Origin of the sequence: Bacillus sp. MMSF_3353 (assembly GCF_030733445.1) — a bacterium.
GTDB lineage: Bacteria > Bacillota > Bacilli > Bacillales > Bacillaceae_G > Bacillus_A > Bacillus_A wiedmannii.
The window spans coordinates 227692-240510 of the sequence record NZ_JASHJA010000001.1 but is presented as its reverse complement, the minus strand read 5'-3'; the positions used below and the strand labels follow the sequence as shown (position 1 = coordinate 240510).

General features: G+C 36.4%; 13 protein-coding genes and 1 other annotated feature. Of the genes, 1 reads left to right on the top strand and 12 read right to left on the bottom strand.

The features are described from left to right. The first annotated feature begins 14 nt into the window (after positions 1-14). The gene (locus RBB48_RS01265; RefSeq protein ID WP_149213784.1) at positions 15-662 is read left to right on the top strand and encodes an MOSC domain-containing protein; all 648 of its coding nucleotides are present in this window, start codon (positions 15-17) and stop codon (positions 660-662) included. 112 nt (positions 663-774) lie between these two features. On the opposite strand, the gene pheA is transcribed toward RBB48_RS01265, so the two are convergent. The 12 genes from pheA to RBB48_RS01205 form a co-directional block, all read right to left on the bottom strand. Beyond that, complete coding sequence (gene pheA / locus RBB48_RS01260; protein WP_098089336.1) at positions 775-1626, bottom strand: prephenate dehydratase; 852 nt, start codon at positions 1624-1626, stop codon at positions 775-777. 96 nt (positions 1627-1722) lie between these two features. Then, positions 1723-3627 (bottom strand): ABC transporter permease, encoded by a 1905-nt coding sequence (locus tag RBB48_RS01255; RefSeq protein ID WP_306007328.1) that lies wholly within the window; start codon positions 3625-3627, stop codon positions 1723-1725. Positions 3628-3676: 49 nt separating this feature from the next. Next, positions 3677-5599: an ABC transporter permease gene (locus tag RBB48_RS01250; RefSeq protein WP_097889241.1), complete on the bottom strand. Its 1923-nt coding sequence runs from the start codon at positions 5597-5599 to the stop codon at positions 3677-3679. Next, positions 5574-6350, bottom strand: coding sequence for an ABC transporter ATP-binding protein (locus tag RBB48_RS01245; protein WP_097889240.1), 777 nt, complete (start codon positions 6348-6350; stop codon positions 5574-5576). The genes RBB48_RS01250 and RBB48_RS01245 overlap by 26 nt, the downstream gene beginning before the upstream one ends. A gap of 93 nt (positions 6351-6443) precedes the next feature. Beyond that, positions 6444-7526 (bottom strand): HAMP domain-containing histidine kinase, encoded by a 1083-nt coding sequence (locus RBB48_RS01240; protein ID WP_046956287.1) that lies wholly within the window; start codon positions 7524-7526, stop codon positions 6444-6446. Next, positions 7516-8223 (bottom strand): response regulator transcription factor, encoded by a 708-nt coding sequence (locus tag RBB48_RS01235; RefSeq protein WP_000276710.1) that lies wholly within the window; start codon positions 8221-8223, stop codon positions 7516-7518. The genes RBB48_RS01240 and RBB48_RS01235 overlap by 11 nt, the downstream gene beginning before the upstream one ends. 137 nt (positions 8224-8360) lie before the next feature. After that, positions 8361-9644 carry a GTPase ObgE gene (obgE, locus tag RBB48_RS01230; protein ID WP_000497119.1) on the bottom strand — a complete coding sequence of 428 codons (1284 nt, stop codon included), beginning with the start codon at positions 9642-9644 and terminating at the stop codon, positions 8361-8363. Continuing rightward, positions 9644-10192 carry a sporulation initiation phosphotransferase B gene (locus tag RBB48_RS01225; protein ID WP_149213782.1) on the bottom strand — a complete coding sequence of 183 codons (549 nt, stop codon included), beginning with the start codon at positions 10190-10192 and terminating at the stop codon, positions 9644-9646. Before RBB48_RS01225 ends, obgE begins: the two co-directional genes overlap by 1 nt. Positions 10193-10255: 63 nt before the next feature. Beyond that, positions 10256-10546 (bottom strand): 50S ribosomal protein L27, encoded by a 291-nt coding sequence (gene rpmA / locus RBB48_RS01220; RefSeq protein WP_000944957.1) that lies wholly within the window; start codon positions 10544-10546, stop codon positions 10256-10258. Between the two features lie 3 nt (positions 10547-10549). Further along, a complete protein-coding gene (locus RBB48_RS01215) occupies positions 10550-10894 on the bottom strand; it encodes a ribosomal-processing cysteine protease Prp (RefSeq protein ID WP_001973720.1) in 345 nt (114 codons plus the stop codon). Between the two features lie 11 nt (positions 10895-10905). Then, positions 10906-11214, bottom strand: coding sequence for a 50S ribosomal protein L21 (gene rplU, locus RBB48_RS01210; protein WP_000270907.1), 309 nt, complete (start codon positions 11212-11214; stop codon positions 10906-10908). Between the two features lie 14 nt (positions 11215-11228). Beyond that, positions 11229-11306: a sequence feature (ribosomal protein L21 leader region), on the bottom strand. Between the two features lie 77 nt (positions 11307-11383). Continuing rightward, positions 11384-12772, bottom strand: coding sequence for an Rne/Rng family ribonuclease (locus tag RBB48_RS01205; RefSeq protein ID WP_098230317.1), 1389 nt, complete (start codon positions 12770-12772; stop codon positions 11384-11386). Positions 12773-12819: the final 47 nt, after the last annotated feature.

Here is a 12819-nt window from a genome sequence, read left to right as displayed (position 1 = left end):
AAAGGAGCTCAAACATGGGAATTGAACTCGTTCACTTTAGCATTGGCAAACCAAAACAAATGAAATATAGCGAAGATAAAGAAATAATTACTGGTATATGTAAAGAACTTGCAGAAGAAGCTTTTCTCTCAAAAGATGGATTTCGTGGTGATGATGTAGCGGATTTAAAACACCACGGGGGACCTGACCGCGCAGTTTGTGTGTACCCACACGAACATTACGCACTATGGGAAGAAGAATTTCAAACTACGCTTCCAGCTTCCACATTTGGCGAAAACATTACCGTAACAAATATGTTAGAGCGTGATGTTTGCATCGGAGATACATATCAACTAGGTGAAGCAATCATTCAAGTGACACAAGCGAGAGTACCTTGTAGCACAATTTCAAAACGCCTTGGTATTCCTGGCATACTGCCGCGCATTGTAGCAACTGGATTTACTGGTTACCTATGCCGTGTTCTTCAAGAAGGGAACGTACGTAAAGATTCAAAAATTACATTACTAGAACGTCAACCGAGCAATGTTTCTGTCTTGTTCTCTAACGAAATTTATTTTCATAATAGAAAAGATAAAGATGGCATCGAAAAGATTCTTGCTGTTCCAGAACTAGCCGATATTTGGCGTGGTCAGTTAGAGGATCGTCTTGCGAAGTTAAAATAAATAGAATCCCACCATTTATAGGTGGGACTCTATTTATCTATCACAAAATGTATTATCCGATGAAATTATATCAGCAATTAGAAGGGAAATATCGACAGTTCATCCACCTCTCTTACAACCAATAAGAACAATAACTCCCGAGCACAGTAACAGAAAAACCAAGTGCTTCAAGCTCCATCGTTACGCCTGGCAATAATACATCATCGTATGCTTTATCGACATCAATTAAGAAAAAGTAATTTCCTAGTCCTGTTTTCATCGGACGCGATTCGATTTTTGATAGATTTAATTTTCTCCATGCGAAAGCTGATAACACTTGATATAGTGCCCCTGCATAATCAGCAGGTAACGTTATCATAAGCGTCGTTTTCTCTCCGCGGTTTTCTCCGTTATTTGGGAGTATTGCTTTCTTTTTCTTATGGAGCACTAGGAAGCGTGTATGATTGTTTTTGTGCGTATGAATATCACGCCTTACAATTGTTAAACCGTATTTTTCTGCAGCCGCTTCATTTGCAATGGCAGCGATTTTTTCTTCAGGATGTTCTTTCACATATTGCGCAGCTGCACTTGTTGATGTCATATCTCGGACGGTTACCCCTTTTAATTCTTCATTTAAAAACTTATGACATTGTGCAATAGCGTGTGGATGAGAGTGCACTGCATATACTTCTTCCCAAACTTCTGCATACTGCGGATGTACAAGTAAATGTTGCTGAATTGGTACTGTAATTTCTCCTACAATAGAAAGTGGTTGCTCATGTACGAGGTAATCAACTGTTATATTCACTGAACCTTCTATCGCATTTTCTAGTGGTACCACTGCATAATCTACATTTCCATTTGCAGCTGCATCCATACAATCTGGAATCGTTCGATACGGTACATGCTCTGCTTCCGGAAAAAAACGACTCACCGCCATATTTGTAAATGTTGCTTCTGGTCCTAAATATCCTACTCGAATCATCGTCTTTTCCCCTCTTTTTCGTTTCCTTACTGTTATACCATACTTTTTTATATTCTTCTATGTAAATTTCGAATATTAAAAAAAGACTAGCATTCGCTAGTCTAAATGTTTCCTATATTCTCTTTGAGCGAAAAAGAAATAAACGATGCATGCAGCGATATAAAACAGAATAAACAAGCCTACTTTTCGTAATGAACCATCCATAAAGATCGTATTATGGAACGTATATAACGCAACTGCACTATGCATACTTCCTACTATAATTGGCGCAAAAAATAGCATACACAATTGCCAACGAGAAATTTTCCACACTTCTTCCTTCGTCATTCCAAGCTTAGCAAGTGCCCCGTACTGCTTTCGATCAGATGCAATATTATGAAACCATTTAAAATATACGATACTACATGAAGTAAGAAAGAATAATATACTAATGAATGATCCTATAAATAGAGTAATATCACCGAACGATTTCATATTCACATATAACTCCATATTACTTCGAAATGCATTATCTTTATCTTGTTTCATATGTTTCCGTAAATCTTCATTTAATTCTTTCGTATTTTCGATATTTGGTAATGTATAGCCTCTATATATCATTTTTTCAGAATCAGGAACCTTATTTGCTATACTGTCAAAGTCTTCATCATGCATGACGAAGAACAGACCATTAATGTGCGAAGGATGATGGTTAAATTGAACCCCTTCTTTCTGACCGTTAAATACGAATTGATATGGTTGATTCGTTACTTGCAATTGAATCTCTTTTTGATTATATACATTCGAATTATTGTAATAAACGAGTGTAACTGTTCCTTTTTTAGGATGATACGTTTTCTGTTTTTGTTTTCTTGCCTCTTGATTGTATTCACTTTCTTTAATGAGCGGCGCTACTTCTATTTCTCCCTTATTGGACTGAAAAGATGCATACACTCCAATAAAACTCATAGATTGAAAGTCATTATATCCATATTGGTGCAATAATTGTTCAACCGTGCCTTCCGCAAAGACTTCATGAGAAGAAGTACCCTTTTCTATGTAAGAAAATGAGTGTACGCCCCCGCTCCGCCACATATCTTGCATACCAGAAAAATATAAGAACACCGTACCTGTTGCCGTAACTACAAACGTCGTTGCCATTGACATTAGAAAGAAAAAACGACCATTTTCCTTCATTCGATGTGACAATTGATTCACTATAAATAAATACGGATATGTATACATAATCTTTTTATTTCGTTTTATTATTTCTAATATTTGAGCAGTGCCGTGTGTAAAAGAAAAATACGTTCCGAAAAAGACAAGTATAGACACAGGAAAAAAATAGAATGCTATCGTTCGTATAGTCGCTTGTAACGCTAACGCATATCCTATACCTAAGCAAATAAATCCGAATATACAAAGCCGCATTGATGTTTTCTTCTCTTTTCTATCCTTGCGAAATTCTTTTAATAACCGAATGATTTTTATATTCCATATACGCAAAGCACTTATAAAAGATAAGACAACAAATACGACCATATATACAATAAACGTTCCCCCGATTGCTCTCACGTCAAATATGACAGGGAGTTCTTTCGGAAGCCCCAGTAACATACTAAACACCATGAAGAAGAGCTTTAAAAAGATCATACCAAGCCCAATACCGAAAATATTAGCAAATACCCCGATCAATATTTGCTCGGTCATAATTACTCCTATTACGTTAGATTTCGTTGCTCCCATTAACATGTATAATCCTAATTCTTTCTTACGTGCCTCTATGAAAATAGAAGTAGAGTACAAAATAAATATGACAAAAAAAGAAATAATTATAACATTACATATGATAAGTCCCCAGCGTACGTTTTGATACCACATCGTCTCTTGCATATACGGATGTACAATGACAGACATGTATGCAAAAGACGCGAATATTGCAAAGCAACTACTTAAGAAAAACACTTTATAATTACGCCAATTTCCTTTTATATTTTGTAGCGCTAGTTGCCGAATGTTCATCTATCGTCCCCCTATAACTTACTACATAGGCAAAAAGCTAGAGGTTTCTCTAGCTTTGCACGTGTTTCAAATATCCTCTTTGTGCAATCATAAAGTAAATCGCAGAAGCTACAACGTACGTCCCAATTACAATCGCTCCTGATTTCCACAAATCGATATAAAGCATTTTCCCTAACGTATGAAGAGCAAATCCACTATGAATTGCACCGATTAAAATTGGGATAAAGAAGATAACGCCCATTTGTCGAATTGCAATTTTGCGAATTTCTTTATCTGTCATACCGATTCTCTTTAACGATTTAAATTGAATACGATCTTGTTCTTTATCGTTAAACCATTTAAAGTATGTCATACTACAAGCGAAGAAAAAGAACAGCACAGCTACGAAGAAACCGATAAACATCGTAATTGCTCCTGATTCCCTTATATCTTTATAAGCAAGCACTGAGTTGTTTAGTTCCATTTGCTTATCTGGCGCAATTTCATTTTTCAAATCTAACACAAGGTCTTCCGTACTTTTCCAGTCTTCTATATAATAACCGTAATATTTCGTCTTTTCTTCATTTGGTACAAGCTTTGCGTATTTCTCAAAATCTTGATCATTCACAATGAGATATTCACTATCATTAAAAACAGAAAATGGAGTTGGCTCATTTAATTGAACAGACTGCGTTTGGCCGTTCATTTTAAATTCATACGGTTTTGAACGATCTATCTTCATCATGTCGTTCGCTATATCCATTATGACCATCGTTGCACTACCTGGTGCATTATGAACTTCTCTAACTTGCTCTCTCTTTTGTTTACGTACTTCAGCGTTATATTCTTTTTCTGAAACAATCGCCATTGGCACTTCATGTTCACCGTTAAACATCGTGATTTTTTGACTTCCAGGAAGTTTTACGTACGTTACTTCTCGCGCATCTTCAAATCCGTGTTTTTTTATTAATTCTTTTGCTTTTCCTTCTTTTATGACATTATGCGTATTTATTCCCTTTTCCTCGTACGAAATAGCATGCGGGGTACTAGTTGCTGCCTTATAACTCATATCCTCAAAAAATACGTACAGTGTACCAACTGCCGAAGATACAACCGCCGTAATGATAGAAATTACAAATAGAAAACGAGCATTATCTTTCATTTTATAAATAAGATTGCTAAGTACGAACATATTTGGGTATGTATAAAAAGATTTTTTTCTTTTTTGCAATGCTTTTAATACGACTGTACTACCTTGTGTAAACAGTAAATAAGTTCCGCCTATCGTCAGCCCTACAATCGGTAAAAACAGAATGATAAAATTCATAAATGTTACTTGGAAGCTAAGTACATATGCAACAATAATACATCCTATACCAACTACACATAACGATGTAAATGCAAAAGGTTCTACTTTTTGTTTTCTTGCTTCTCTTAATAAATCAATAATTTGCAAGCGCCCTACTGTCCAAACACTAAACAATGATAGGATTAAAAATAGAATAAAGTATACACCTGCTGTAATAAGAATTGCTTTACTATTCCATACGAGTGGAAGTGTTTTATCAATTTTTAGTAATACACTCAGTGCTTGGAAAAATAACTTTGAACAAAGCATGCCAAGCCCAATACCTACTACAATTGCAATACTACCTAACATAAGCTGTTCTAATATAATCATTCGGCCAAGTTGAGATTTTGTTCCACCTATTAATGTTAATAGACCAAACTCTTTTTTTCTTGCTCGTAAAAATGTTGAATTTGCATATAAAATAAAGAGTGCTGAGAAGATGACTACAATATAATTCATCGATTCTAGCCCTTTTGAAATCATCTCTCTCATACTAATATTACCACTTACGACATCTGGATGATAAATAAAGGAAGCATACATGAAAAATACGACAATCGATAAACAGCTACTAATAAGGAAAGCTTTATAATTACGCCAATTTCCTTTTACGTTATTAAGCGCGAGCTGGCGAAAGTTCATGATATTCTCCTCCTAGCATCGCAAGTACGTCCAGAATTTCTTGGAAAAAGGCTTGTTTCGTTCTTCCTTTATGTATTTCTGAGAAAATTTCTCCGTCGCGAATGAAAAGAATACGTTCGCAATAACTCGCTGCTACTGGATCATGCGTTACCATTGCAATTGTCACTTTCTTTTGTTCATGTAAATCTTGCAATGCACTCATTAATGATTTTGCTGACTTCGAATCTAAGTTTCCAGTTGGCTCATCCGCTAAAATTAGCGTAGGTTCATGAATGATCGCTCTCGCTGCTGCTGCACGTTGTTGTTGTCCGCCTGACACTTCATATACTTTTTTATTTAAAATTTCTTCGATGCTTAAAAACTTTGCAATCTCAAGCACTTTCGCATCGATTTCATTTACAGATTTCTTCGCCATTACAAGTGGTAAAATGATATTTTCTTTAATCGATAACGTATCAAGTAAGTTAAAATCCTGGAAGATGAATCCTAAATGTGTACGACGAAACTCCGCTAATTTTGCAGCACGCATTTGATTAATTTCTTCACCATTTACAAGCACATGACCTGAAGTTTGCTTATCAATTGTTGCTAATAAGTTTAAAAGCGTTGTTTTCCCGCTCCCTGAAGGCCCCATAATTCCTACAAATTCGCCTTCTTCTATTTTAAAATTTATATCGTTTAAAGCAGTCGTCGCTACTGAACCTTTTGATTGGTACACTTTTGTTAATCCTTTTACTTCAAGAACACTCATTTCTAGTCCCCCTATGTGTTTTCTTCTTACACTTACTATAAGAAAAATAAGAAAAAGAAACGAGTGATTTCCCTTACAAAACGTTTTGTTATCTTACAGTTTTGTCATTTTTCTCATTAATGTATGATATTCTTCATCTTTTGCAAATTGGAACGTGAATGTTGTCCCTTCCCCTTCAGCCGATTGCACATACATTCCATGATGTAAATTATCGCAAATTTCCTTCGTAATATATAAACCCATTCCAGTCGCTTCTCTCGTTTTACGGCCATTTATTCCCGTAAAGAATGGATCAAATATACGTTTTACATCTTGCTCTGGAATACCAATTCCATTGTCCTTAATATGTAGTAACACCTTTTGATCTTTCTCTTCAATTTGAAATTGAATTTCCTTTTTCTCTGCTTCTGAAATTTTCGTATACTTAATTGCATTTACAACAATTTGCCCTATAGCAATACTTAGCCATTTTCTATCAGATGCAACCATACAAGTATCTTCATCAAACATTACTTTCGGAAATACCGACGATTGAATGAAAGATTTTCGATTTTCATTAATAATACCCCTGATGATATCTATCACATTTACTACTTCTACTTTATAATCTTTCGCAAATTGCTCTAACCTTGCCATATGTAACGCTAAATCTAAACCATTTAGTATACGATTATTTTCTTCACGAATACTTTCAACTGTTGCTCTTGCTTCACGATGCTCTTTACCAAACTTTTGCAATAGCAATTCTATAACCGATACTGGTGTTTTCATTTGATGAATCCATTGGTTCATAAATATCATTTGCTGTTGTTCTTTCGCATGTTGTTTATGAACTTCATTCATATATTGCTGTCTTAATAGCGTAAACGATTCAACAACCATCTCTTGCTCTGACGTATAAGAAGTATCAATAAGTAAAGAGTCGTGTAATGTATTTCCGCTAGCAACATATTTTTCGATTCTTTTTAAAAATACACTTCGTTTTCGATAATCGTAAATGAGGTATACAGTAAATACAACTGTCCCTAATAAAAGCCCATATAACCACGTACTCCAATCAATGGATCTTTTTTCTAAAAGACTTTGCAACTGCAAAACGAGCCCAAATAAACAAAGGCTAATAATATAAGAAAGAAGTAAAGAAAAACGGTCCATGAGGTAATTTTTAACCTTCATGCCCTTCGCCCCACTCTGTAAGAAGCGCATAACCATATCCGCGTTTCGTTACAATCGCATTTTGAATGCCTAGCTCCTCTAGTTTCTTCCTTACGCGTTTTACATTTACGGTTAATGTATTATCATCAACAAAAGCTACCTCGTCCCACAGGGCTTCTAACAGTTCTTCACGCGTTACATATTGATTTGCTTGTTTCATTAAACATTCTAATAAGTAAAATTCATTTTTTGTCAGCTCCGTTTGTTGCCCCTGCCACTCAACAATGTGCTGGGACGGAAATAACAACAGTCCATTTACACCTAAACAATCACTCTCAGCAACAGAGGCATACTCACCATAGCCACGGCGAAGTGCACTTTTCACCTTAGCCATTACAATATCTAAATGGAATGGCTTCGTAATGTAATCATCTCCGCCATTCTCGATCGCCATTACTTGATCCATTTCCCCTGTTCTTGCAGAAACAAAAATAATCGGCGCATTCGATACAGTACGAATTTGACGACACCAATAAAAACCATCAAAATATGGTAAATTAATATCCAGTAATACGAGATGAGGATTTATTTTCACGAACTCATCTTTTATATGACGTAAATCACTTGCTCTAAATGATTGATAGCCATACCTTTCTAAATGCTCCTCTAATATTCCCGCTATTTTTTCATCGTCTTCTACAATTAATATTTTATACATGTTCGTTTTCTCCCCATAAAAAATTCTTCCAAAGCCACTCCTTGTTCTATTATAAATTGAAAATTTAATTAGTGGGTATTTTTTCCTATATGAATCAGACATTTACAATAAAAAAAAACTGCCATATTTCGGCAGTCTTAATCGATAAATTCAAATTGATATTCAAGAATTTTTACAATATCTCCGTCTACTGCACCACGTGCACGAAGGGCTTCATCAATACCCATTCCACGCATTTGACGAGCAAATCGGCGTACAGATTCATCACGTGAGAAGTCTGTCATTTTGAATGTTTTCTCAATATCATAACCAGAAATAACAAATGTGCCATCACTTTCGCGTGTAATTTCAAAATTAGATTCAGATTCAAATTTGTACATTACACTTGCTTCAGATTCTTCTACATCATCGTACATTGGGAATTCTGGTGTTGTTTCTAATAAGTTCGCTACTTCAAATAGTAAGTCACGTACACCTTGTTTCGTTACAGCTGAGATTGGGAAAATTTTCACTTCGTCTCCCAATTTTTCTTTAAATGCTTGTAAGTTTTCTTCTGCACCTGGCATATCCATTTTGTTTGCAACAACAACTTGTGGACGCTCAGTTAAACGCATATTGTATTCTTTTAGTTCACTATTGATTGTTACATAATCTTCATATGGCTCACGGCCTTCTAAACCAGACATATCGATAACGTGCACGATTACACGTGTACGCTCAATATGACGTAAGAATTGGTGTCCAAGTCCGACGCCGGCATGTGCACCTTCAATTAGTCCAGGAAGGTCAGCCATAACGAAGCTGCGGTTATCACCAGTTTCAACAACACCAAGATTCGGAACGATTGTTGTAAAGTGATACTCTGCAATTTTCGGACGCGCTGATGATACAACAGATAATAATGTAGATTTACCTACACTTGGGAATCCAACAAGTCCAACATCTGCTAGCACTTTAAGTTCTAGCGTGACATCACGTTCTTGACCTGGTTCACCGTTCTCAGCGATTTCTGGCGCTGGGTTCGTCGGTGTTGCGAAACGTGAGTTACCACGACCACCGCGGCCACCCTTTGCGATTACAGCTGTTTGTCCATGCGTTACTAAATCGGCAAGAATTTCACCTGTTTTTTCATCTTTTACTATTGTTCCCGGTGGAACCTTTACGATTAAATCTTCAGATTTACGACCATGCTGACCTTTACTCATTCCATGCTGACCACGATCAGCTTTGAAATGACGTTGGTAGCGGAAGTCCATTAATGTACGTAAGCCTTCCTCAACAACAAAAACAACATCTGCACCTTTACCACCGTCGCCACCTGCTGGGCCACCTTTAGGTACATACTTCTCACGACGATACGCAACCATTCCGTTACCACCGTCGCCGCCTTTTACATATATCTTGACCTGATCTACAAACATTATTTCACCACACTTTTTTCGATTGGTTGTAATATAACTGAGACTTCTTCGTCTCGTACTGTATAAGAAATGGAATACCATTTATTGTTTTGGTTCGCAAGCCAATTCTGTAGTTCTTCTACACTCGTTAGCTTACCACGAAAATCAAAAAAGAAACGAGCATTCTCCGCGTCACATTCAATTGTGATACAAACATAATTTTCAACATATACGTCTAAACTATGCTGAAGTATTGAGAAAAATTGATTCGTCCATATACATACAGTCTCATCTAAGTGAGATAAGTTATGTAATTTCCCTAATACTTCGTACTCCAATAAGCACGGCTGCTGTTTCCAATTATATGTTAAAATCCACTCTGAAAATAAAGGCATTGATAGCCCTATCAGATTGGATTCTTGTCTCGCTTCTTGGACAAAACGATCGATGAGCCTATGAATCTCTTCCACTTTTCCAAGGGAAAGGTTTCCTTTCACCATCTGCATACGATTGAGCCAATCATGTCTTGAATGACGCAATGCATCTATAATTGTCCATTTTTCATTCATTTAGATACCCCTTAATATAGAAAAACTCTAACCTGCACTCAGGTTAGAGTTTTCCGTGAGTTCTTATGCTTCTTGAGCAACAGGATATACGCTCACTTGTTTGCGGTCACGGCCAAGACGCTCAAAGCGTACTACGCCGTCAACTTTCGCGTATAAAGTGTCATCGCCACCACGACCAACGTTAACACCTGGATAAATTTTTGTACCGCGTTGACGGTAAAGAATTGAACCACCTGAAACCGTTTGACCATCTGCGCGTTTAGCACCAAGACGTTTTGACTGAGAGTCACGACCGTTCTTTGTACTACCTACACCTTTCTTAGATGCGAAAAACTGAAGATCTAATCTTAACATACGTTACACCTCCTGCACTTTTTCTATTAAACGGATATACTTTCCGTAATCAAGTTCGATCGTCTTAAGCGAAACAACCAATCCTTCTAAAAGCGTTTGTGCTTTTTCTGCTGCATGAACGTCTAAATCATTAGGCAATTCATACGTTAAGAATCCGCCATCACTTCCGAGTTCAATAGTTGCCTGCACATTACAAAGTTCTTCCACTGCATTTATAGAACCAAACACAACCGCTGTAGTTCCAGCACAGACAAGATCTTGTCCATGTGGCGCATAATCGGCATGTCCAGTCATTTTAAATGATTGGATACTTCCTAATTTCGTGCGACTTATCGTAATTTTAATCATGTTAACCTGGATTAAGCGTTGATAGCTTCAACAACTAGCTTAGTGTAAGGTTGACGATGACCTTGTTTCTTACGATTGTTCTTTTTCGCTTTGTATTTGAAAACGATGATTTTCTTAGCGCGACCTTGTTTTTCAACTTTCGCAGTAACTGTTGCACCTTCTACAACTGGGCTACCAACTTTAACGTTTTCGCCACCAACGAAAAGAACTTTGTCAAAAGTAACAGTTTCACCAGCTTCAACATCTAATTTTTCAATGTAGATTGCTTGACCAGCTTCAACTTTAATTTGTTTTCCACCTGTTTCGATAATTGCGTACATACTTGCACCTCCTCTTAATTACTAAGACTCGCCAAAAACGAGGTAGACATAAATGTCTTTAGGGAACCTGTCTTGTGCGGTTGTAGCATATAGCCGTTTAGGTGCTATAAACTATAACATAAAGATGTTATCATGAATCATAGACGGTTGTCAATAAATGTTCTGCTAACTATTTTTTCCGTTCTACAATTTCTGTTTTACTTCCAAAACGAATAATTGCGTACTTTTCGATCATATCATCTTTGAAATAAATTTCAAATGGAATATTTTTTTGTAATTCTTTTTGCAAAAATTGTTTTTGCAAATTTTTAGGCGCAGCGATTAATACTGCCTCATCCTCTATATTTCCATATGTGATTAGCTCTCTCTCTAACTCATACGCAATTGTTTCATATGACATTACATACCCCGTCGCTTTGCAAGGTACACACTCTTCTAGTAATACGTCGCGTAAAGAATGTTTCTTACGTTTACGTGTCATCTCCAAAATCCCTAACTCTGTAAAACCGAGCACTCTTGTATATGTGCGATCATTTTGCATAGCAGCCATCAGACATTCTCTTACCTTTTCTTTATCTTCTCTTCTTTTCATATTAATAAAATCAATTAATATCATACCACCGATATCACGCAGTCTTAATTGACGTGCAATCTCTTCAGCTGCCACTTCATTTGTACGAAGGACTGTATCTTGTAAATTCTGTTTTCCAGTAAACTTGCCCGTATTCACATCAATTACAGTCATCGTCTCCATTTGTTCCACAATTAAATAAGCACCATTCGGGAGCCACACAATTTTTTGAAGTGCTTTCTCGATCTCACGCTCTATTCCAAAATGGTTAAACATTGAAGATTTTTCATTATAAAAAGATACTTTTTCTTTTCCGACCTTTTCTTCTAATTCTTTTACTATACCTCTTGTATCTACAACTACTTTTTCAATCGTTTCAATCGGATTCTCTTGGAATACACGATCTAAAAAGGTCGCCGGTCGATGAAGTAGTAACGGTGCCTTTCCTTGCCCCTCTTTTCTTTTTAGCTCTTCATATAACTGCTGTAACCTTTGCATTTCAGCTTGTATTTCTTCAATTTCTCCTTTTTCAGAAGCAGAGCGGAAAATATAACCTCCTGTCCCTTCTACCTCAATTTGGAGTAGCTGTTGCCTTCTTTTATTATTTTTTATTTTTCGAGAAACCGCACGCATTTCATCATATGGCATATAAACGACATATTTCCCGGTAAATTCTATGTTTGCCGTCAATTTCGGCCCTTTCGTATCAATTGCCTCTTTCACAACTTGCACGAGTACCGCTTGCCCTTCATGTATACGATAAGAAGATGGTACATCATCGTATGAAAGGTACGCATGTTTTTCTAAACCGATGTTTACAAAAGCTGCGTTCATTCCAGCAATCGTTCTTACGATACGTCCAACATAAATATGCCCAACAATCTCTTGTTCTTCATTTCGTTTCCATAAAAACTCAACAATTTTTTTCTTCTCTTCAATTGCAACGCGTTTTTCCGATCCTGCATAGTTCATATATAACGTTTTCAAAATTCTTTCCTCACTTTATAATCTTCTTTGCTTTTACAATAATAAAA